18 protein-coding genes, 1 tRNA gene and 1 pseudogene are annotated in these 21,460 nt (G+C 68.2%); 11 read left to right on the forward strand and 9 right to left on the reverse strand.

Annotated elements, in window-relative coordinates:
- Position 1: 1 nt before the first annotated feature.
- The 3 genes from dnaJ to dnaK all read right to left on the reverse strand — a co-directional run bounded on the left by dnaJ (position 2) and on the right by dnaK (position 3,789).
- Positions 2-1,192, reverse strand: a complete 1,191-nt coding sequence (gene dnaJ, locus AMK21_RS05660; RefSeq protein WP_073874791.1) for a molecular chaperone DnaJ — start codon at positions 1,190-1,192, stop codon at positions 2-4.
- Positions 1,193-1,288: 96 nt separating this feature from the next.
- Entirely contained in the window at positions 1,289-1,939 is a 651-nt protein-coding gene (grpE, locus tag AMK21_RS05665; RefSeq protein WP_073874793.1) for a nucleotide exchange factor GrpE, read from the reverse strand.
- Positions 1,936-3,789 (reverse strand): molecular chaperone DnaK, encoded by a 1,854-nt coding sequence (gene dnaK, locus AMK21_RS05670; RefSeq protein ID WP_073874795.1) that lies wholly within the window; start codon positions 3,787-3,789, stop codon positions 1,936-1,938. Before dnaK ends, grpE begins: the two co-directional genes overlap by 4 nt.
- 387 nt (positions 3,790-4,176) lie before the next feature.
- Here dnaK and AMK21_RS05675 point away from each other — a divergent pair, with 387 nt between their 5' ends.
- The 4 genes from AMK21_RS05675 (at position 4,177) to AMK21_RS05690 (ending at position 9,253) form a co-directional block, all read left to right on the forward strand.
- Positions 4,177-4,965: a sugar transferase gene (locus tag AMK21_RS05675; RefSeq protein WP_420712472.1), complete on the forward strand. Its 789-nt coding sequence runs from the start codon at positions 4,177-4,179 to the stop codon at positions 4,963-4,965.
- Between the two features lie 95 nt (positions 4,966-5,060).
- Positions 5,061-7,343 (forward strand): (Fe-S)-binding protein, encoded by a 2,283-nt coding sequence (locus tag AMK21_RS05680; RefSeq protein ID WP_073874799.1) that lies wholly within the window; start codon positions 5,061-5,063, stop codon positions 7,341-7,343.
- Positions 7,344-7,685: 342 nt separating this feature from the next.
- On the forward strand, positions 7,686-8,159 hold the full coding sequence (locus AMK21_RS05685) for an FG-GAP repeat domain-containing protein (protein WP_073874801.1): 474 nt from the start codon (positions 7,686-7,688) through the stop codon (positions 8,157-8,159).
- A gap of 107 nt (positions 8,160-8,266) precedes the next feature.
- Complete coding sequence (locus AMK21_RS05690; protein ID WP_073874803.1) at positions 8,267-9,253, forward strand: Yip1 family protein; 987 nt, start codon at positions 8,267-8,269, stop codon at positions 9,251-9,253.
- 92 nt (positions 9,254-9,345) lie between these two features.
- Here AMK21_RS05690 and AMK21_RS05695 read toward each other — a convergent pair whose 3' ends face one another.
- Both AMK21_RS05695 and dcd read right to left on the reverse strand, forming a co-directional pair.
- Positions 9,346-9,846 (reverse strand): phosphoribosyltransferase, encoded by a 501-nt coding sequence (locus AMK21_RS05695; protein ID WP_073874805.1) that lies wholly within the window; start codon positions 9,844-9,846, stop codon positions 9,346-9,348.
- A gap of 6 nt (positions 9,847-9,852) precedes the next feature.
- Complete coding sequence (gene dcd, locus AMK21_RS05700) at positions 9,853-10,428, reverse strand: dCTP deaminase (protein ID WP_050358434.1); 576 nt, start codon at positions 10,426-10,428, stop codon at positions 9,853-9,855.
- Between the two features lie 553 nt (positions 10,429-10,981).
- On the opposite strand from dcd, the gene AMK21_RS05705 reads away from it, so the two are divergent.
- The 4 genes from AMK21_RS05705 (at position 10,982) to AMK21_RS05720 (ending at position 14,501) form a co-directional block, all read left to right on the forward strand.
- A tRNA-Gly gene (locus AMK21_RS05705) sits at positions 10,982-11,055 on the forward strand.
- Between the two features lie 522 nt (positions 11,056-11,577).
- Positions 11,578-13,245: a hypothetical protein gene (locus AMK21_RS05710; RefSeq protein WP_234421842.1), complete on the forward strand. Its 1,668-nt coding sequence runs from the start codon at positions 11,578-11,580 to the stop codon at positions 13,243-13,245.
- Positions 13,242-13,628 (forward strand): hypothetical protein, encoded by a 387-nt coding sequence (locus AMK21_RS05715; RefSeq protein WP_073874807.1) that lies wholly within the window; start codon positions 13,242-13,244, stop codon positions 13,626-13,628. The genes AMK21_RS05710 and AMK21_RS05715 overlap by 4 nt, the downstream gene beginning before the upstream one ends.
- Positions 13,629-13,910: 282 nt before the next feature.
- Positions 13,911-14,501, forward strand: a complete 591-nt coding sequence (locus tag AMK21_RS05720; protein ID WP_267893896.1) for an HNH endonuclease — start codon at positions 13,911-13,913, stop codon at positions 14,499-14,501.
- Here the strand turns inward: AMK21_RS05720 and AMK21_RS05725 are convergent.
- From AMK21_RS05725 to AMK21_RS05735, 3 genes are all read right to left on the reverse strand, one after another.
- Positions 14,498-15,652, reverse strand: a complete 1,155-nt coding sequence (locus AMK21_RS05725) for a tyrosine-type recombinase/integrase (protein WP_073874811.1) — start codon at positions 15,650-15,652, stop codon at positions 14,498-14,500. The genes AMK21_RS05720 and AMK21_RS05725 overlap by 4 nt on opposite strands.
- Positions 15,652-15,870, reverse strand: coding sequence for a helix-turn-helix domain-containing protein (locus tag AMK21_RS05730; protein WP_010071525.1), 219 nt, complete (start codon positions 15,868-15,870; stop codon positions 15,652-15,654). The genes AMK21_RS05725 and AMK21_RS05730 overlap by 1 nt, the downstream gene beginning before the upstream one ends.
- A 188-nt stretch (positions 15,871-16,058) precedes the next feature.
- Entirely contained in the window at positions 16,059-16,544 is a 486-nt protein-coding gene (locus AMK21_RS05735) for a helix-turn-helix domain-containing protein (protein WP_073874813.1), read from the reverse strand.
- 19 nt (positions 16,545-16,563) lie between these two features.
- Between AMK21_RS05735 and AMK21_RS05740 the strand changes: the two are divergent.
- A pseudogene (locus tag AMK21_RS05740) lies at positions 16,564-18,251 on the forward strand (relaxase/mobilization nuclease domain-containing protein).
- Positions 18,252-18,283: 32 nt separating this feature from the next.
- Here the strand turns inward: AMK21_RS05740 and AMK21_RS05745 are convergent.
- Positions 18,284-19,126 (reverse strand): NAD(P)-dependent oxidoreductase, encoded by an 843-nt coding sequence (locus tag AMK21_RS05745; RefSeq protein WP_107429873.1) that lies wholly within the window; start codon positions 19,124-19,126, stop codon positions 18,284-18,286.
- A 301-nt stretch (positions 19,127-19,427) separates the two neighbouring features.
- On the opposite strand from AMK21_RS05745, the gene AMK21_RS05750 reads away from it, so the two are divergent.
- Together AMK21_RS05750 and AMK21_RS05755 are read left to right on the forward strand one after the other, a co-directional pair.
- Positions 19,428-20,657 (forward strand): helix-turn-helix domain-containing protein, encoded by a 1,230-nt coding sequence (locus AMK21_RS05750; protein ID WP_073875608.1) that lies wholly within the window; start codon positions 19,428-19,430, stop codon positions 20,655-20,657.
- A gap of 283 nt (positions 20,658-20,940) precedes the next feature.
- On the forward strand, positions 20,941-21,159 hold the full coding sequence (locus AMK21_RS05755; protein ID WP_073874815.1) for a hypothetical protein: 219 nt from the start codon (positions 20,941-20,943) through the stop codon (positions 21,157-21,159).
- Positions 21,160-21,460: the final 301 nt, after the last annotated feature.

The raw sequence follows: 21,460 nt of genomic DNA on the forward strand, positions 1-21,460 counted from the left end.
CTCAAGCTCCCTTCGCGGCCTGGAACAGTTCCGCCCGCGGGTCCTCGTCCGCGGTCGCCTTGCGGTAGGCCTCCAGCGCGTCCCCGGCCTCCTGGCCGAGGTCCGTGGGTACCGCCACCTCCACGGTGACCAGCAGGTCGCCACGGGTGCCGTCCTTACGCACCGCGCCCTTGCCCCGGGCGCGCATCGTACGCCCGTTCGGGGTGCCGGCGGGCAGTTTCAGGGTGACCGGCGGTCCGCCGAGGGTGGGGACCTTCACCTCGCCGCCGAGCGTCGCCTCCGGGAAGGTGACGGGCACGGTGACCGTGAGGTTGTCGCCCTTGCGGCCGAAGACCGGGTGGGCGCCGACGTGGACGACGACGTACAGATCGCCGGCCGGACCGCCGCGCTCGCCCGGGCCGCCCTTGCCGCGCAGCCGGATCCGCTGGCCGTCCGAGACGCCCGCCGGGATCCTGACCTGCATCGTGCGGGCCGACTTCGCCCGGCCGCTGCCGTGGCAGACGTCGCAGGGGTCCTGGGCGATGAGGCCCCGGCCCTTGCAGTCCACGCACGGGTCGGTCAGCGAGAAGCCACCGCCCGTGCCGCGCGAGACCTGGCCGGTGCCGACGCAGGTCGGGCAGACCCTGGGGGTGCCGTTCTTGTCGCCGGTGCCCGAACACGCCTTGCAGGGCGCCTGGCTGGACATCCGCAGCGGGACCGTGGCCCCGTCGACCGCCTCGGTGAAGCTGAGCGTCACCTCGGACTCGATGTCCTGGCCGCGTCGCGGCTGGACCCGGGTGCCGGTGCCGCCGCGGTTGAACAGCCCGCCGAAGACGTCGCCGAGACCGCCCCCGCCGCCGAAGCCGCCGCCCGCGCCGCCCTGTCCGCCGCCCGGTGCGCCTCCGCCGAAGAGGTCGCCCAGGTCGAAGTTGAAGTTGCCGCCCGCACCACCGGGGCCGGCGCGGAAGCCACCGTTGCCGAAGAGGGCGCGCGCCTCGTCGTACTCCTTGCGCCGCTTGGTGTCACCGAGGACGTCGTTCGCCTCGGAGATCTCCTTGAAGCGCTCCTCCGCCTTGGCGTCACCCTTGTTGGCGTCGGGGTGGAACTCGCGGGCGAGCTTGCGGTACGCCTTCTTGATCTCGGCGTCGGTGGCGTCCTTGGGGACGCCGAGGACCTTGTAGTAGTCCTTCTCGACGAAGTCCTTCGTGCTCATCGACGTCCCTCCTTCCGGACGATCGGCGCGGCGGCCGGCCCGCGGGCCGGCCGCCGGGCCGGTCGGTGTGCACCCTGGTGGTCGGACGGGTTCCCGTCAGACCTCCTCGGTGCCACCGCTCTCCTCGTCGTCTGTCTTCTCTTCCTTGGCCGCCGCGGGCGTGGCGCCCGGCTGCGGCTCGGCGACGGCCACCCGCGCGGGGCGGATGGTGCGTTCGCCGATGCGATACCCCGGCTGGAGGATCGCCACGCAGGTCGTCTCGGTGACGTCCGGCGCGTAGCTGTGCATCAGGGCCTCGTGGATCGTCGGGTCGAAGGACTCGCCCTCCTTGCCGAACTGCTGGAGGCCCAGCTTCGCGACGACCGTCTCCAGCGATTCGGCGACCGACTTGAAGCCGCCCACCAACTCGCCGTGCTCCCTGGCGCGGCCGACGTCGTCGAGCACGGGCAGGAGCTCGGACAGGAGGTTCGCGACGGCGATCTCCTTGACCGTGACCCGGTCGCGCTCCACGCGGCGGCGGTAGTTCTGGTACTCGGCCTGGAGCCGCTGGAGGTCCGCGGTGCGCTCGGCGAGCGCGGTACGGACCTGGTCCAGCTGGGCGGTCAGGCCGACGGTCTGGTCGGTGTCCCCGGCCGGGGCCGCCGCCTCCTCCTCGGAGGGTGCGGCAGCCTTCGGCTCGGCGTCATCAGGGGTGGCGCCGGAGGGGACGTCGGGCTTCTCCTCGAAGCCCGGAGTCTCCTCGGTCACGCCGCACCGCCCTTGGTGTCCTTCTCGTCGTCCACGATCTCGGCGTCGACGACATCGTCATCGGCCTTGCCCTGGGCGTCGCCCGGAGCCCCGGCGCCCGGCGTCGCACCCTCGGCCTGGGCGTTGGCGTACATCGCCTGGCCCAGCTTCTGGGAGACGGCGGCGACCTTCTCGGTGGCCGTACGGATCTCGGCGGTGTCCTCGCCCTTGAGCTTCTCCTTCAGCTCGCCGACAGCGGTCTCCACCTCCGTCTTGACGTCAGCGGGGACCTTGTCCTCGTTGTCCTTGAGGAACTTCTCCGTCTGGTAGACGAGCTGCTCGCCCTGGTTGCGCGACTCGGCGGCCTCGCGGCGGGCGTGGTCCTCCTCCGCGTACTTCTCGGCCTCTTCGCGCATCCGGTTGACCTCGTCCTTCGGCAGCGAGGAGCCGCCGGTGACGGTCATCTTCTGCTCCTTGCCGGTGCCGAGGTCCTTGGCGGCGACGTGCATGATGCCGTTGGCGTCGATGTCGAAGGCGACCTCGATCTGCGGCACACCGCGCGGCGCCGGCGGCAGACCGGTCAGCTCGAACATCCCGAGCTTCTTGTTGTACGCCGCGATCTCGCGCTCGCCCTGGTAGACCTGGATCTGGACGGACGGCTGGTTGTCCTCGGCCGTCGTGAAGATCTCGGAACGCTTGGTCGGGATCGTGGTGTTGCGCTCGATGAGCTTGGTCATGATCCCTCCCTTGGTCTCGATACCGAGGGACAGCGGGGTGACGTCGAGAAGCAGGACGTCCTTGACCTCGCCCTTGAGGACACCGGCCTGGAGCGAGGCGCCGATGGCGACGACCTCGTCCGGGTTCACACCCTTGTTGGCGTCCTGGCCACCGGTCAGCTCCTTGACGAGCTCGGCGACGGCGGGCATACGGGTGGAGCCACCGACGAGAACGACGTGGTCGATCTCGGAGAGCTGGATGCCCGCGTCCTTGATGACGTTGTGGAACGGGGTCTTGCAGCGGTCCAGGAGGTCCGAGGTCAGCTGCTGGAACTGCGAGCGCGTGAGCTTCTCGTCCAGGTGCAGCGGGCCCTCGGCGGACGCCGTGATGTAGGGCAGGTTGATCGTGGTCTCGGTCGAGGACGAGAGCTCGATCTTCGCCTTCTCCGCGGCCTCGCGAAGACGCTGGAGAGCCATCTTGTCCTTGGACAGGTCCACGCCGTGCCCGTTGGCGAACTGCTTCACCAGGTAGTCGACGACGCGCTGGTCCCAGTCGTCACCACCGAGGTGGTTGTCACCGTTGGTGGCCTTCACCTCGACGACGCCGTCACCGATCTCCAGGAGCGACACGTCGAAGGTGCCGCCGCCGAGGTCGAAGACGAGGATCGTCTGGTCGTCCTTGTCCAGGCCGTACGCCAGGGCGGCGGCGGTCGGCTCGTTGACGATGCGCAGGACGTTGAGGCCCGCGATCTCACCGGCCTCCTTGGTCGCCTGACGCTCGGAGTCGTTGAAGTACGCCGGGACGGTGATGACCGCGTCGGCCACCTTCTCGCCCAGGTAGGACTCGGCGTCACGCTTCAGCTTCTGCAGGATGAAGGCGCTCATCTGCTGCGGGTTGAAGCCCTTGCCGTCGATCTCGATCTTCCAGTCAGTGCCCATGTGGCGCTTGACGGAGCGGATGGTCCTGTCGACGTTGGTGACCGCCTGACGCTTGGCCACCTCGCCGACCAGCACCTCGCCGTTCTTGGCGAAGGCGACGACGGACGGCGTGGTCCTGGCGCCTTCGGCGTTGGTGATGACGGTGGGCTCGCCGCCTTCGAGAACGCTGACGACGGAGTTAGTCGTGCCCAGGTCGATGCCGACCGCACGTGCCATTTCAATTCCTCCAACTGACTACTTGAGTGGATCTGACTCAAGGATGCACGACATCGGCCCCGGAGTCAACAGACCTGAGCCAGGCCGACTCAACTTAGGTGCAGTCACCTGTCACCGTCGCGCTTCTCCCCCGCCCCATGAGGGGCGCCACGCACGCCACACCCCTCGCACACCGCCCTGCCCACCATCCCACCGTGGGATCGTTCTGTCACAAATGCCGCGAGACGCCCATAAGCGTCATCGGACGGCTGGCACAGGGACACCACACCATCGGACTCCGAACCCCGGGCGGGCGCTATGCGGAACGCGAGACAGCGGCGCGTGCGGCAGAAGAACCAGAGGAAGAGACAGCGGAGGCAGCAACAGAGGAAGCAGCCGGAGGCGCAGGTGCTGGCACAGCCCCGACCCCGGGCCGGAACAGAGCCCGCGCCGCAGCCGCCCGCACCCCGAGCGCCGGCCCGCCACGCCCTATCCGCAGCCTCACCCCGCCATCGGACGCGCCCCCCGCACCCCTCCACCGGCCCCACCGGCACCGCCCGAGGCCACTTCCCCTCCCGCCCCGCCGCACACCTCGCCGACCTCAGCGACCGGGCCGGCCACCTCGCGGCCCGCCTCACCCCCCGCGCCTCCGCCGAACGGGTGCTGGACCTGACCCTGGGCACCGCACTCCTGATCGCGGCCGCCCCCGCCATCACCCTCGGGGCCCTGGCCCTCGCACTCCGGCGGGGCCCCGGCAACGTATGGGAGCGCAGCCCTCGTACGGGCCTGGGTGGCCAGGTCTTCACGCTGCGCTCCCTGCGCACCCGCCGGCTCCGGCTCGACCTGCTCTCCCGGCTCCCCCAGGTCGTCCGGGGCGAGCTCTCCCTCGTAGGACCGGCTCCGCTGGCGCCGGGCGACCCGCGCGCCGCATGGCCGGGGGCCCGGCAGTGGCGGCAGGAGGTGCGGCCGGGACTGACCGGGCTGGCACAGGTGCGCGCCCGCTCCGGCATGCCGTGGGACGACCCCGCCCTGCTGGACCAGCACTACGCAGAGCACCATGGAGTGGTGCTCGACCTGGCGATCCTGGCGGAAGCCGTACGCAACCCCCTGCGGACGGCGCTCCGGAGGGCCCGCCCAACCAAGGCACACCTGAGCGACACAGATCACCGCCCGCCCGGCTACAGCGGGGCGGAATAAGTGGATAGTGTCAGCACAGACTAATTAAGTTACTGCTTAGTAGTAGTGGGCAGTCGTAACTGGATCCCGCTCTCGCAGGCCCGAGGAGCCCCGAAATGCAACTCGCCGCGATCATCGTGTCGCTGGTGCTGACGGTCGTCGGCGTTGCGCTCATCACCCGAGCCGTCGCGCAGATCTACCGCTTCGTCCGTCTCGGACAGCCGGTACCCGCAGGCACCCGCACCGACGACCCCAAGCAGCGGACGATCACCCTGGTCAAGGAGTTCCTCGGCCACACCCGGATGAACCGGTGGGGGATCGTCGGCTTCGCCCACTGGTTCGTCGCGATCGGCTTCCTGACGCTGCCGCCGACGCTGCTCCAGGCGTACGGGCAGCTCTTCCAGGCGGACTGGGTGCTGCCGATCATCGGCACGTTCCTGCCGTTCGAGATGTACATCGAGTTCATCGGCCTGATGACGGTCGTCGGCATCGTGACCCTGATGGTGATCCGGCTGCTGAACCTGCCTTCCCGGGCCGGACGCAAGTCGCGGTTCACCGGCTCGAAGGCCTGGCAGGCGTACTTCGTCGAGTACATCATCCTGATCATCGGCCTCGCGATCCTGGTGCTGCGCGGCCTTGAGGGCGCGATCCACCACGTCGACAGCTACGACGCCGCGTACTTCGTGTCGTACCCGCTGGTGCTCGCCTTCAAGGGGCTGAGCATCAGCACCCTCCAGACGCTCATCTACTTCACCGCGATGATCAAGATCGGCACCTCGCTGATCTGGATGATCACGGTCTCGCTCAACACCAACATGGGTGTCGCCTGGCACCGCTTCCTCGGCTTCCCGAACATCTGGTTCAAGCGGAACGCCGACGGCGACGTCGCGCTCGGCGCGCTGCTGCCGATGACGACGGGCGGCAAGGAGATCGACTGGGAGGACCCGGCCGACGACGCGGTCTTCGGTGTCTCCCAGGTCGAGCAGTTCTCCTGGAAGGGCATCCTCGACTTCTCCACCTGCACCGAGTGCGGCCGCTGCCAGTCGCAGTGCCCCGCGTGGAACACCGGCAAGCCGCTCTCCCCGAAGCTCCTGATCATGTCGCTGCGCGACCACGCGCACGCCAAGGCCCCCTACCTCCTGGCCGGCGGCGGCAAGGACATGGAGGGCAACGAGAGGGCCACCGAGGAGCAGCTCAAGGACGTCCCCGCGGCCGCCCTCGCCGAGGCCGAGCGCCCGCTGATCGGCACCGCCGAGGAGAACGGCGTCATCGACCCGGACGTGCTCTGGTCCTGCACCACCTGCGGCGCGTGCGTGGAGCAGTGCCCGGTCGACATCGAGCACATCGACCACATCGTCGACATGCGCCGCTACCAGGTGATGATCGAGTCCGCGTTCCCGTCCGAGGCGGGCACGATGCTCAAGAACCTGGAGAAGAAGGGCAACCCCTGGGGGCTGGCCAAGAAGGCGCGCGTCGAGTGGACCAAGGAGGTCGACTTCGAGGTCCCGATCGTGGGCAAGGACATCGAGGACCTCACCGAGGTCGACTACCTGTACTGGGTCGGCTGCGCGGGCGCCCTGGAGGACCGGGCCAAGAAGACCACGAAGGCCTTCGCGGAGCTGCTGCACATCGCGGGCGTCAAGTTCGCGATCATGGGCGGCGACGAGAAGTGCACCGGTGACTCCGCCCGCCGCCTGGGCAACGAGCCGCTGTTCCAGCAGCTCGGCCAGGAGAACGTGGCCATGCTGAACATGGCGTACGGCGAGTCCTTCGATGACGAGGGCAACGTCGAGCCGGAGACGAAGAGGCCCAAGTCGTCGAAGAAGATCGTCGCGACCTGCCCGCACTGCTTCAACACGATCGCGAACGAGTACCCGCAGCTCGGCGGCGAGTACGAGGTCATCCACCACACGCAGCTGCTCCAGCACCTCATCGACGAGGGCAAGCTGATCCCGGTGACCCCGGTCGAGGGCCTGATCACGTACCACGACCCGTGCTACCTGGGCCGTCACAACAAGATCTACACCCCGCCGCGCGAGATCATCGCGAAGGTCCCGGGACTGCGGAACGAGGAGATGCACCGCCACAAGGAGCGCGGCTTCTGCTGCGGCGCCGGTGGTGCCCGGATGTGGATGGAGGAGCGGATCGGCAAGCGCGTCAACAACGAGCGCGTCGACGAGGCCCTCGCCCTCAACCCGGACATCGTCTCCACCGCCTGCCCGTTCTGCCTCGTCATGCTGACCGACTCGGTCAACGGCAAGAAGAACGACGGCAAGGCCAAGGAGTCCATCCAGGTCGTCGACGTCTCGCAGCTGCTCCTGGAGTCGGTGAAGGCCCCGGCCGATCCGGCGGACGGGCCGGAGCAGGTGGACGCGCCGGAGCCGGAACCGGCGAAGTGACATAACGCATCGGCGCGATGAGCGGCCGGACCTGCCTCGGGGGCAGGACCGGCCGCTTTCCCGTGCGTACGGGAACGGGTGGGTGACGCGGTCCGCGGGTGAGCCCCGACATGTACGCGCGGACGTATCCGGAGCATCAGTGCCCCGGAGATCCGCCGGACCGGAACGCGAACACACCCACGCCGACGGCCTGCGCGACCCCGCCACGTACGACGAACGACCACGGGCGACGAACGAGGGCCCGCGCGCACACGCATCACGTACCCGAAAGCCACGGCAACAGCGACGACCACCACCAAGGCCGCGGCCGCCCTCGCCGCAGGCTGCGCGGGTCTGCCGCTGGTGCTCACGGGCTGCGACAGCTCCTCGGCCGCCGAGCCGTCCCCCTCCGCCGCCGACGCCAAGAACGGCGACGGCGCACCGGTCCCCGCCATTTCCCTCCCGGCGCGGCCCCCGGCCGGCCAGGAGTGGCCCGAGCACCCGGTCTGCGGCGACTTCGACGGCGACGGCAGCACCGACCTCGCGGTCACCGCGAGCGACGGCCGGATCTCCTTCCTGCGCGGCCCCTTCGCCCGCACCGGGGCCCCGGCCGGCGCGGAACTGCTGCCGGACGGCGGCCCGTACCTGGATGCCCCGAGCCGAAGGCCGACACCGACGGTGACGGCTACGGCGACCTCGTCGCCACCGCCCGCCCGCGCACGCCCGGCAAGGGGGCCAGGGGCACCCTGCTGCTGGGCTCCGCGGACGGCCCGGCGCGCCCCCTGTTCCTCCCCTGAGCCCGGAGAACTCCCCGAACTCCCCCTCGTACGCCCCTGAACTCCCCTCCCCGCGCCCCCCTAGGGGATGTCACAGCTCGGCCGCAATGGCGCACGGGTTCCCCCGGCCCCCGCTCACCACCACCGGGGACCAGGTACGTTCGACGGGTGGCTGGATTCAGGATCGGACGCGGCCGGGACAACCGCACCCCGCAACAACCGCAGCAGCGGCAGCAGCCGTACGGAGGGCAGGCACCACAGCCGCCGTACGGAGCTCAGCCGTGGCCGACGGCAGGAGGCGGCGGCAACGGCGCGGCGCCCCCTCCGTACGGAGCCCCCCAGGGCGCCCCGTACACGAGCGGCGGCTACGCGGGCGACGGACACGACGGCAGACACGGCGGGCACGCCGGGCACGCCGGGCACGGACAGGGCCCTCACGGGACCCGCGGCGGCCACGGCGAGCCGGAGTACTTCGGCGACCCCTACGCCGACCCCGCGCCCCACGACCCGCACGCCAACAACCCGGGTCACACGCAGGCGTTCAGCATCAACGACGACCCGTACGGCGCCGGCGACACCTACCGAGCCGGCTCCGCCCCCGCCCAGCCCGCCGGCCCGCGCCTGCCCTGGAAGGCACTGCTGACCGGCATCGTGACGCGCCCCGGCCCGACGTTCTGGCAGATGCGGGACTACCCCGTCTGGGGCCCGGCGCTGATCGTCACGTTCCTCTACGGCCTGCTCGCCCTGTTCGGCTTCGACCAGGCCCGCGAGGAGGCGATCGGCGCCCCGGTCGCGACGGCCGTCCCGTACGTCCTCTTCACCGGCGTCGGCTTCGTCATCGGCGGCCTGGTCCTCGGCGCGGTGACCCACACCGTGGCCCGCCAGCTCGGCGGCACGGGCTCCTGGCAGCCGACGGTCGGCCTGTCGATGCTGATCATGTCGATCACCGACGCCCCGCGACTGCTCTTCGCCGTCTTCCTGGGCGGCGAGAACTCCCTGGTCCAGATCATGGGCTGGCTGACCTGGCTGGCGGCCGGCGCGCTGTTCACGTCGATGGTGAGCAAGTCGCACGACCTGCCGTGGCCGAAGGCGCTGGGAGCGTCGGCGATCCAGCTGCTGGCGCTGCTGTCGATCATCAAGCTGGGCACGATCTGAGGCTGAGGCCGACGTGAGCGACGAGAGAAGGCCCCGGAGCGCAGGACGCGCTCCGGGGCCATCTCACGTACTACGTGCGCACGTAGTACGGGCTACGCGTCGAGGACCTGCCCGTCCCGCCGCACCACGGGCTTCTCGACACTCCAGGGGAAGTTGATCCACTGATCGGTCTTCTTCCACACGTACTCGCACTTCACGAGGGAGTGGGACTTCTCGTAGATGACGGCGCTGCGGACCTCGGCGACGTGGTCGACGCAGAAGTCGTGGACGAGCTTGAGGGTCTTGCCCGTATCGGCGACATCATCGGCGATCAGAACCTTCTTCTGCGAGAAGTCGATCGCGTTGGGCACGGGCGCCAGCATGACGGGCATCTCCAGGGTCGTCCCGACCCCGGTGTAGAACTCCACGTTGACCAGGTGGATGTTCTTGCAGTCGAGGGCGTACGCGAGCCCGCCGGCGACGAACACACCACCGCGAGCGATGCTCAGCACGACGTCGGGCTCGTACCCGTCGTCGGCGACGGCCTGCGCGAGCTCGCGCACGGCCCTCCCGAAGCCCTCGTAGGTAAGGTTCTCCCGCACGTCACTGGTCACGATCGATCACACCTGGGTCCGATGGAAGTTCTGGAACGACCGTGAGGCCGTGGGCCCCCGCTGCCCCTGGTACCGCGACTCGTACCGCTCGGAGCCGTAGGGGAACTCGGAGGACGAGGTCAGCTTGAACAGGCACAGCTGCCCGATCTTCATACCCGGCCACAGCTTTATCGGCAGGGTCGCGAGGTTCGACAGCTCCAGGGTCACGTGCCCGGAGAACCCGGGGTCGATGAACCCGGCCGTCGAGTGCGTCACCAGACCGAGCCGCCCGAGCGAGCTCTTCCCCTCCAGCCGCGAGGCCAGGTCGTCGGGGAGCGAGATCACCTCGTACGTGGACGCCAGCACGAACTCCCCGGGGTGCAGAATGAACGCCTCGTCGCCCTCCGGCTCGACGGTCCGCGTCAGGTCGGGCTGTTCGACGGCCGGGTCGATGTGCGGGTACCGGTGGTTCTCGAACACCCGGAAGTAGCGGTCCAGCCGCACGTCGATGCTCGACGGCTGCACCATCGAAGGGTCGTACGGATCGATACGGACTCGCCCGGCGTCGATCTCGGCCCGGATGTCCTTGTCTGAGAGAAGCACGCCCCGAGGATACGCAGAAGCCACGACCCCACCCCAACCGGACCACCCTGGGACCGGGAGGGCAGGGGGACGACAGGGCGGCAAGGAGGCACCGGCCGGGGGCAGCGGGCTCCGCTCCGCCGAGCCTGCCCCCTCCCCCGCTCCTACCGCTTCTCGAACCCCACAGGAACGGCCTGCCGCAACCGGGCACACCGGGGGCACCGGATCAACCGCCCCGGCCCGATCCGGTCGGCCCCGAGCTGCTGCATCGGGAACGACGAGGTAGCGAAAACGTGCCCTTCGGCACAGCGGACGACGGTGCGCTCCATCGACTCCATCAAGTCCCTTCCCCAACCGCATATGGACGAGACCGCCACATTAGGGGATGAACAGGACGCCACCGCAAGCGGCACTCCGACCTCCCACGCTACGCCCCCAACTACCGCCCGCCACAACCGCGTCCACCCCACCCACGCCCCGGCCCACACAACCGACAGGCCCCACGGCTCATCCACCGGGGGCCTGACATGGGGTACAGTGTGTGACGGTGCAGCGCCGATCATCGGCATGCTTCGCGGGTGTAGTTTAATGGTAGAACATGAGCTTCCCAAGCTCAGAGCGCGAGTTCGATTCTCGTCACCCGCTCCACATGAAAGCCCCTGGCCGTCGGCCAGGGGCTTCTTTGTTGTCTAGACCTCTTGCGGTGCGGCGTGCCCTCCGCGTGCCCCATCTATGAGGCCCGAAGGGCTTGCGCCCATACCGCCGGCGGGACCAGCGGACGGTTGAAGCATCCGCTCAGCACGTCCGGCGTCGGCTTTCAAGACGTTACCGATCTGCTGCGTGTCGGCCGAGACTGGGGCGCTTCTGAGACAGAGATAGCCATTCGCCAGCGGAGGAGATCCGACGTGGTCGAAGGTGGGGCCTTCATTGGACGGCCCTCGGGGGAGGTGGCAGGTGCCGCTGCTGTCTTGGAAGGCGGGAGTGCCCCGCGGACGCACACCGGACTCTGATGCCGGACAGAAGTCGGAGCCCGTTCCCCAAATACCAGTGAACGGCAAGACTGGTCGGCCGCTGGCCTACGTACCCGGCCAGCGCCCCGTCCGGTCGGAGTACGCTCGACGAGATCCAGCGCCAAGCAGCAACTCCGTCATTCGGGGGTTGGCTGGCTCCGTGCACGAGCGAGTCAACAGGATCATGCAGGCACAGGACTGGGTCGGGCGATGGCAGGACAAGATCCAGGGAAGGCCCCAGCGCCCCATTCGGGGTCTAGACGAGTTCACCGGGGAGCCTCTCGCGCAGTGGGCTCTGACGAATGTGCTGTACGCGCGAAAGCGGCCGGTGCCGTCCTTTGGATTCGCGTTGGCTCCGGTACTCACCCACAGCGTGGCGGCACGACGACAACGTCGACTCCGCTTCACTCTGTTGCTGGCCACGTCCCTCTATATGGCAAGCACTCACCCACTGGGACTTGCGGCGCTCGTCCTGGCCATGCTGGTCTGGCAGTTCCTCACCGGGCGGGCCGGTCGAGCAGTCATCCGCTGGGGTTTCAGCGCACTGGTTCCGACTGTCCTGCTTGCTGCAGCCCTGCTTGCCCTCTGGACCTTCGTCAAGCCTCATCAGCCGATGCTGCGCGATGCCGTGGTGGAATCTCTTATCGTCGCTCCTTACCTTCTCATCGGCACCACAAGCATTCATCTTCTTGACCGTTTGGCGTGTCACGCCTATATGCAGTCACTACGGCCTAGCCGCACACAACTGGCCAAACGTCCCTTCCTCGCCCCTTACGCTGCTAAGAAGATTACTTCGCACGAAGTCTCAGAGCAGTGGCAAAGCATTGCCTACCGCAGGGAAGGCAATGTAGACCGCTTCGTGGGAGCCGGCCTCGATTCGTGGATGAGGGGTGCTACCCGCATCCAGCTAACGTCAGCTCGCACCAGCGATGAGGAGGAAGACAATCTTTCGGCCACTGGTGCGTTCGATCTCGATGCGAGCCAAAAGTTTGAGGCGGACGAACTCTTGGACAAGGTGCGTGACGAGCTAGAGGAACTTCGCGGAGCTCTGGTTGAGACCCACGCCCTACCCAACTGCGATGTGGCCGAATTCCTAGGGGTTCCAGAGAGTCGATGGAAAAGCTTGGGGCAGGGTGGGGGCGGTGTAAGCAAATCAGAGTGGCCGGAAGCTACTGAAATGTGCACCGAGGCCCGTGACGCGCCAACCGGCCACTTCTCTCGTAGATACCTGGCTGCGCAGGTCATCGCATGGGACGGGCAGATTGTCGTGACAGTCTTCGCGCACGCTGCGTTGGAAGGCAACACCCTTCACTTCGTTACCCGCCCGCATGTCCAGGCCCCATTGACCCCTTCGGCGAACGTTACTCCCGCCAAGGGTTGGGACCTCGCTAGGAAGCTGGCGGAAGCACCGCTTCACGCGGTCGGAGACACCGTCGCACTAGCTGCCTGGGCCTACACAGCAGTCGGCCGTGGCCTCGGACTGCTGAGCGCGGCAACCACAGCCGCAGCCGCTGTTCGACCAAGGGACGACGGCAAGCCCGTAAGCCTTCGAGAGCACTGTGGCCGGGCGACGACTGAGGATATGCACCAGACCGAGGACGTGCAGCGGTACGTTTCGATCCTCCAGTCGAGGATGTTCAGCACTGTGAGCGCCTTTCTCGCTGACCACGGTCTGGCCACCGGAGACTTCAAACGCCAGGCCATTGCCATCACACAGAACTTCATCAGCGGCGACAACAACCAGGTGAACACCGGAAATATGGGCGGCGGTATGCAGCAAGGCTCCGCGCCTGGCAGTCCGGCGAACAGAACCGAGAAGGCGGGATGACCATGCGTTTTGGACGAGCGAACACAAGTGGCGGCACCCACGTCACCGGCAGCGGCAATCAAGTCAACACCGGCAGGGTCGGCGGCGACATGCGCCAAGTCCAAGTTTCGGGACGGGAAGCAGACGATCCCAGGCTTTTGGCCGCGCAGGCCAAACTCGCCGAGTTGGCAGCCGCCCTGGACACGCACGCTGGCGAAGTCCACAGCATCGACAGCTGCCGACAGGCCGTGGCCAGAATCGACGAGGAGCTTCGCGAGCCGACGCCGGACGGCCGCCGCCTCACCGAGACCCTGGAGATGCTGAGCCTCGCACTCGGGTCCGCCACGTCCCTGGCCTCGCTCGCCGGAGCACTTCGAAGTGCAATCGAGGCACTTCTCAGCTGAAGACGATTCTTCCTCTTCGCCGCGAAAACACCAAAGCCAGCTGGCGACCAAGTATCACGGCTACGTGGGGCCGGGCAGCGGGCCCTGTCCCACGTCCACGAACCGAAAAATGAGGGCTGTGCTGCAAGGCACATCGGCGCCTTGCAGCACAGCAGCTGCTAGCTATGCGGACGAGGTGCGCAACCTCATGGACGACTCACCCGAAGGTCATGCATTCCTGGCGCTGTTCGCTGACCAGGAATCACCGAGGCATCTTTTCTCATGATTTCGGAGGGTTTTACCATGGCTCAGGACCGACCAGACATCCCAACGGCACTGAAGCGGACCGTACTTGTTGAAGCAGGTCATCGATGCGCAATCCCCACGTGCAGGCAGACACCGGTGGAGTTGGCGCACATCACGCCGTGGTCGAAGACCAAGGAGCACACATTCGATAATCTGATCGCCCTTTGCCCAACGTGTCATACACGGTTTGATCGAGGCGATATAGACCGCAAAGCAATGCTTCAGTACAAACTGAACCTTGAAGTGCTGAATGGGCGATATACAGACGTCGAACGCCAGGTACTGAAGGTCTATGCCCGAATTCTCGGAGATAACGCCAGGAGGATGGCATCTGTTGGCTTCCCCTCCGTGATCAGCACAATGCGATCTAGCCTGAGCGCCAGAAGTACGTTCGCGCTTGGAGATATAGCAATCCATCGTGGCATGGCGTGGCTCCTCATGAACCTCATTGATGACGGGATCGTCGAAGTGCTCAAAGAGGTACCGGACTTGGGTGAGTTGCCAGCAGAAAAGCCAGACGGGGTAGTGGCCCTGACAGTCAAGGGGATGGAACTGATTGAGAAGATGATCGCCGCGGAGCCGATTTAGTTCTCTCGTGGAGCCGAGCGGCGCGCTTCTGCCATTTCCCGACGCCCCCTCTGCACCAGGGTGTCGATGCCCGACGCCACCTCCCGCTGACGCTCCCCGTCGGAGTGCTGGTAGATCAGCGCCGCCTTCTCCGAGGACTGGCCGGCGCGGACCATCGTGTCCTTGAGCGTGGCCCCCGACTGGGTGGACAAGGTGTGGCCGGTGTGGCGGAGGTCGTAGAAGCGGAAGTCCTCCGGCAGGCCCACCTTGGCGCGCGCCCTGCGCCACTTGCGGCCGAAGGTGGACCGCCGGAACGGCGCGCCCCGCTCGCCGACGAACAGGAGGCCGTTGGGCTCCTTCTCCGCGTACCAGTCCAGGTGGCGTTTCACCTCGATGTACAAGAAGGCCGGGAGGAAGACGGTTCGGCGTCCGGCGGTCGACTTCGTATCGCCCTCGACCCGGCGGCCCGTAGTCAGCTCCGGCGCGGCGTCGCTGATCCTGGCCGCGAGCGGTTCGAGCGTGACGTCGGGCCGCCGCAGCGCCGCCTGCTCCTCCGGGCGCATCGGCCCGTAGGCGCCGAAGTAGACCATCAGCCGCCACCTGGGGCCCATGGCGCCCGCGAGCGCGTCGACCTGTTCGACGGTGGCGGTGGGGCGTTCCTTGGCCCTCTCGCTGCCGGCGCCCCTGATCCGGCAGGGGTTGCGGCGGATCAGCTCGTCGTCGGCGGCCGTCTCCATGATGGCCTTGAGGAGGCGGTACGACTTGGCGACGGTCGTCGTGCCGGTTGCCTCCAGCCGCTCGGCCCGCCAGGTACGCACACCGGGCGGCGTGATGTCATCCAGGTTCACCGAGGCGAACGTGGGCAGCAGGTGCAGCCGCAGGAGCCTGCGATACAGCTCCTCCGTGGTGGCCGAGAGGCCGCGCTCCTCGACCCACTGGACCGCGTAGGCAGCGAAGTTGACCGCGCCGGCCTCCGGGTCGATCCAGTGCTTGCGCTCGATGTCGGCCTGGGTGAGCGTGAGCCAGGTCTGGGCGTCGGTGCGCGTCGAGAAGGTCTCCGGGGCGGTACGGCGGCTGCCGTCCGGGGCCCAGTAGCGTGCCTGCCAGCGCCCCGAAGGCAGTTGGCGGACCGTGCCGAATTCACGCCGCCTCTGCGGCTTGCGGGTGGCCATCAGGCGGCCTTCCCGTAGCGGGAACGCTCATCGCGAAGAGTCGGTACGGTGCGCTCCTCGATGTATGCGGCGATGGCGCTCTCGGGTATCCGCACGGGCTTGCCGAGCTTGACGTAGCGGATACGGCGCTCCTGGACGAGTCGCCGGATGAAGCGCACGCCGGTGCCGAGGCGTTCGGCAGCCTGCTCCACGGTGAGGAGGGGGTCGGTGGTGGTCACCTCCTCCGACTGGAGGGTGCGCTGAGCAGGGACGTGCGGTATCGCCGAAGGGCGCAAGGTTGGTGCTCCGGTTCTGGCCGGCGGGCAGGGCGGCAACCCCGGGCTGGCCTGGTGTCGTTCAGGGATGGGACGGGTGTTGCGTCCACAGCGGGGGTTTGCGTTCCCGCTGCGGCCGCTGGATCGGTCCGCTACGCGTCGGAAGCGGGACCGTACTCCTCGTTGATCTTGATCAGCTCAGTCGCGATGGCATTGGAGACCATCACGTCGGCTTCCTCACGGATGTCGGGGTGGTCGGCGAGGTAGGCGTCGAGCTGGTCGCGGGCTCTCCGTGCCTCGTGGTTGGCGCGGTTGGAGGCCCGGTAGGTGGCGACGACGTTGTCGATCAACTCCATGGCGCGGCCCATGGTCGCCAGGCTGGGTGGCCCGACGAAGTTGCTGAGCGGGACGCCGAAGATCTCGGCGAAGCCGATGGCCTCGTCGAGGTTGATGCGGCGCTTGCGGTTCTCGATACGCCACACCGCGGACGGGTTCATGTCGAAGCCGGCCTCGTTCATGCGGTCGGACAGCGTCGTGGTGCTCCAGCCGCGCTTCTCCCGCTCCAGCTTGATCCGCACGGTGGCGTTCTCTTCGCCGCTGAGGAGCACCCCTTCCGGGCCCTCTTCGCCATCCGACATCGCCGACAAGGAGCCACCGATGATCGCCAAGATCAGCAGCGGCAAGAGCATGGCCGGCCTCATCCGCTACCTCTACGGACCAGGCCGCGCCAACGAACACACCGATCCCCACCTCGTCGCTTCCTGGGCCGGCTACGCCCCCGACCCCGGCCGCGCCGACGACATCACGGGCGGCCAGGAAGCAGCTCGTCGACGACCTCGACCTACGCGTCAAACAAGCCAACCGGCTGGGCCGCGCCCCAGAGCATGTGTGGCACTGCTCCCTCCGCGCGGCACCCGGCGACCGCCTCCTCGACGACGGCGAGTGGGCGGACATCTCCCGTCGCGTCGTCGCGGCCACCGGCATCGCACCGGCGGACGACCCGGACGGCTGCCGCTGGATCGCCGTACGCCACGCCCCCGATCACATCCACATCGCCGCCACAAAGGTCCGAGGTGACCTCCGCTCAGCCCGTCACTGGAACGACTACCTCACCGCTGACCGCGAACTCGCAGCCGTCGAGAAGGAATACGGGCTGCAGCGGGTCATCCGCGGTGACCGCACCGCCGCCAAACAGCCCCATCGCGCCGAACAGGAGAAGGCCCTGCGAAACGGCCAGGCCAAGGCTGCCCGCGAACGCCTGCGCACCGTGGTCCGCATAGCGGCGGCTGCCGCCACCGATACCGAGGAGTTCCTCGGTCTGCTCACCCACACCAAGGGGGTTCTCGTCGAGGTCCTGCACTTCCCCTCGGGAGAACCACGCGGCTACAAGATCGCCCTGGAGAACGACCGGAACGCCAAAGCCGAACCGGTCTGGTTCTCCGGCTCCACGCTGGCTCCGGATCTCTCCCTCCCGAAGATCCAGAGCCGTCTCGCCGCAGCAGAGGTTCCAGCGTCCGCCGCCGAGGGGCGCCTCAGGCCGCACCCATGGCATCAAGCCACCGCTGCCACCGAGCGCATCCCCCACCACCTCGACCAGCCGAACGCCGAAGCCGCCCAGGCCCACCTCGCCGCCTTCGGCGAAGCGCTCGACGCCGTAGCTCTCACCGCACCGCCGAACATGCGTACCGAACTCCGCTCAGCGGCCTCAGCTTTCGAGCGCGCGACCCGTTCGCGCGTCCGCGCCGAGCACCACCACGCTCGTGCCCTACGCTGCGCGGTCAAGGCGATGCTTCGCGAGCCGGCACCGAAGGACGGAGCCACTTTGGCAATGTTCCTCGACGCCGCGCTCCTCGTCGTCATCGCCGCCGCACGCTGGCACGACCGGCGAGAGCACGAGCAACAGGTCGCCGCAGCCCACAAGAGCCTGCTCCACCTCCAGGCCGCCAACGACCACACGGCAGCCACGCCCCTACTGCTCCTCGGCCAACGCCGACCGCCCCAAAATCTTGCGGACCAATACGTCCGGCTCATCCGCCAGGCCGCCCCGGCGCACGCCGACCAGATCCTCGCCGACTCTGCCTCGCAGGCGCTCACCACCGCATTGGCCGAGGCAGAGGCAGCGGGCCCTGCTGCAGCAGGCAGCAGACGAACGAGCCCTCGACGACGCACGCTCCCCGGCACGCACCCTCACGTGGCGCGTACATCGGCTCTCGCAGAGGCCGGCTCCCAGTCGACGAGCTCTGGCGGCACAAGCTCGCAGCACCGGACTACGCCACGTGCCCTCGCCCGAACCTGCGGCGACGGCCCCACCCACCATTCCCGCGTCTCGCCCTCGGCGGAGGTGATCGTCCAGCGGCTCCCCCTCAGCGTGAACGAATCAACGGCTCTTTTCTGACCGGAGCTGGGAGAGGGTGTGCACGACCGGCAAGTCGTACTGGTCCTTGTCCTGCTCCCAGAAAGCGAGTACCCGAGCCGTGGCCTCGGCCATGTCCGTGGGCAGGTCGGCCGCGCGGAGGGTGTCGGCGACCTCTTCCATCTCAGGTGCCCAGCGCCAGGCTCGGGCTGCAACATTCGGCAGGTACTCCGGATCGGAGAGGATCGCGGAGATCATGATCTCGGCTTCGGCCGTGAGCTGATCACCGACTCCATGGGCATCGGCGAGCGCGTGAGCGATGCCGGCGAGGGTGCGAGCGGCCTTCTGGTAGCTGGCAAAGGCCATCTTCAGCGCGGAAGCGGAACCGGGTGTGTCCCCGACCCGGCACACGTGCAGCGCAGAGTCCGTGAACAGCGATGCCACCAGCTCGACGGGAGAGTCGGCCCCTGCGAGATAGAGCCGTGTGGCACGCCCCTCGCCTGGCGGCTGACCGAAAACGGCACCGTCGACAACTGCGGAGCCGGGGCGGATCTCGTCGGCGATGCGCCGTACGCGTTGAGGGCTGATGGCGTTTACATCGGCGTACACCCCCGCGAAGCCGTGCGCGGCCACCGCCGCCGCAACGTCCTCCGCCGCCTGTGGTGGGCACACCGAGAGAACGACCGCGCTTCGGGACAGCGCTTCCGCGAGCGAGTCGTACGCCGTGGCACCGGCTTCCCTCCCGCGGAGCCAGGTGTTCTCACTGCGGCCCTTGGTCACCGACAGTGCCTCATGGCCGCCGGCGACGAGCTCGGCGGTGATCGCCGCGCCCATGGTCCCAGGGTGGAGGACGGTCACGGTGATCACTGGCTGCCTCCGGCGGTGCGCGACGTGGAATGTCCCTCATCCCCATGATCCGCTGTCGCTCGGCACCGGCGGCTTCAGGATCAATGCCTGGTGGCAGTCCGGGCACTGAATGGCGGGCAGAAGTGCCGCCGGTCTCGGACTCGCCGTTCAGGACGGGACAGCGGTACACGAGCCGTGGCCCCGACTGCCCTTGCAGCTCGTCTCACGCTGAAGCCGCGTCATGGGTACCGTGCAGGAGACGAACTCTGTACGGACAGACCGGCGGTCGCGCCGGATCGTCCGGCGGCTGGGAGGTGTCCTGATGCTGGAGGAAGCCGAGGAGATCGGCAAGCGCGCTCGCAGGGCGAGGCTGCGGCTGGGCATGCCGCAGGCCGACCTGGCGACGGCTCTCGGGAAGTCGCAGGGCTGGGTGTCGAAGATGGAGCGTGGCCTGATCGAGCTGGACCGGGTCGGGCTGCTCAACCAGGTGGCCGCAGAGCTGCACGTCCATCCGAACGACCTGATCGGACGCCCGTACAGCAGCTCCCCCGACGACAGCCAGTGGCAGGTCGCCGCCTCGTCGATCCTGCGCGAGCTGCGTCGCTACGACCTCGTTCCCGTCTTCGACGGGGTTCCCCGACCGGCCTCACAGCTATGGCGTGAGGTGACCCGGCTGCACCGCCTGCGGGACACCGCCTCCAACGTCGCGATCCTCCGAGTTCTCCCGGACCTGTTCCGGGAAGCGCGCGCCCTGGCGGAGGACTCGGACGGGCACGAGCGGGAAGAGGCGTATGCCATTTACGCCGTGTGCTGCAAGTTCGCGCACACCGCCGCGCACGCCCTCGGACACCCGGAGCTTGTGGCCATGGCGTGCGAACGGGCCGCGTGGTCTGCCAGGTTGTCGGGAGATTCGGTGCTGCCGGCCGTCGCCGACTGGATGCGCGTCTGGGACATGTGGGCGACGGCTGACTGGACCGATGCTCTGACCCTCTCGGACAAGGCGATCGCCTCGGTGCAACAGCCGTACGAGCATGGTGATCCGCTGGCCGTGCGGGCTTGGGGCACGCTTCAGCTTCGGGCGGCCATTTCCGCCGCTCGGGCCAACCGTCCATCGGAAGCGGAGGACCGGATCGGACACGCGAAGGACGCGGCGGAACGCATGGACGCTTACGTCGGGGCACCGGTGTACGACCGGCATTCGCTGACGTTCTCCGCCGGAAACGTGCAGATCCACGCGATCAGCGTGGCCCTGGAAATGGGCAAGCAGGGCAAAGCTCTGGAGATAAACCGCCGCACCAGCCCGAGCTTGGTCGGGGCACTGCCCAACTCACGTCAGGGCCACCACCACATGGACGTCGCACGGGCCTGGCTGTGGGACGGGAACCGGGCAAAGGCCCTCACCGAGCTGGAGACGGCTGAGCGCATCGCGCCGCAGCTCGTACGTAACCACCCCATCGCCCGTTCAACGCTCCGCAGTATCGTCTACGCCGAACGAGCGACCACAAGGGAAAAGCTGCGGCACATGTCCGACCGCTTTCACCTGGACGGATAGGGGTCGTATTCCTCCGGCTCATATTCGAGGCTCGTCCTGTCCCTAACTTCGGGGCATGACGCGACGACGCTCTTCTCATCTCCCTTCGCAGGGTGCCGAGTTAGGTACGGCAGCACCGTTCGTTCCACGACTCGGCGACCTCGCCACGGACAGCGCTCGCGATGGCCGTGTCGGGGTCGTGGTCGCCCTCCCCGGTGAGGGCTCCGCTACGACGTACCACCTGCGTCCGCCTGGGGGCGGGGCCCCCTGGTCCGCGCCCGCCGACGGAACGACGCTCAGTCCCGTGCCGGTGAGGGCAACCCACGCCACGCTCTCGGCCGGACGGGACGCGGTCTACGACCCGCGGGCCAGGCAAGGATCGGTTCCCATCGAGTTCCACTTGGATGACGGCTCGACCCTCGATGGCGCGCTCATCCTCACCTCTGCCGAGGCGGTGTGGTTGCACCAGCAGACCAGCCGCCTCGTCGACGCACACGGACGGGCCCTCGGCGGCACCCCGTGACCGGGCCTCGGCGACGCCACGCCCGAAAAGCCGCGCCGCGCTCCGTACGCCCCGAAGGCGGAGGCATCGCGCTCACGCTTCTGGCGGTCGCCGGCCTGGTGGGACCGGGCTGGGCACTGCGTGAGCAGGCCGTCCCGCTCCTCAACGGCCTCGGTCACCAGCCCGCCGCCGTCTCAACGGACGCGAGCCCGCCCTCCGACCGCTGACTCCGCTCCCCTGTCCGGGTCGTTCACCCCACCTTCCCGGCCAACGGAGCCTGCCATGCACCCGGAACATCCAGGCGTGATTCTCCAGGGAGAGA

It is taken from the genome of Streptomyces sp. CB00316, from assembly GCF_001905595.1.
Taxonomy (GTDB): domain Bacteria; phylum Actinomycetota; class Actinomycetes; order Streptomycetales; family Streptomycetaceae; genus Streptomyces.

What these genes read in the sequence shown, in the direction of transcription:
- AMK21_RS05715 (WP_073874807.1), top strand. Translation starts at nt 13,242, where the DNA reads ATGACCATGCGTTTTGGACGAGCGAACACAAGTGGCGGCACCCACGTC.
- AMK21_RS05735 (WP_073874813.1), bottom strand. Translation starts at nt 16,544, where the DNA reads ATGTCGGATGGCGAAGAGGGCCCGGAAGGGGTGCTCCTCAGCGGCGAA.
- dnaJ (WP_073874791.1), bottom strand. Translation starts at nt 1,192, where the DNA reads ATGAGCACGAAGGACTTCGTCGAGAAGGACTACTACAAGGTCCTCGGC.
- AMK21_RS05720 (WP_267893896.1), top strand. Translation starts at nt 13,911, where the DNA reads ATGGCTCAGGACCGACCAGACATCCCAACGGCACTGAAGCGGACCGTA.
- AMK21_RS05750 (WP_073875608.1), top strand. Translation starts at nt 19,428, where the DNA reads ATGCTGGAGGAAGCCGAGGAGATCGGCAAGCGCGCTCGCAGGGCGAGG.
- dnaK (WP_073874795.1), bottom strand. Translation starts at nt 3,789, where the DNA reads ATGGCACGTGCGGTCGGCATCGACCTGGGCACGACTAACTCCGTCGTC.
- AMK21_RS05725 (WP_073874811.1), bottom strand. Translation starts at nt 15,652, where the DNA reads ATGGCCACCCGCAAGCCGCAGAGGCGGCGTGAATTCGGCACGGTCCGC.
- AMK21_RS05680 (WP_073874799.1), top strand. Translation starts at nt 5,061, where the DNA reads ATGCAACTCGCCGCGATCATCGTGTCGCTGGTGCTGACGGTCGTCGGC.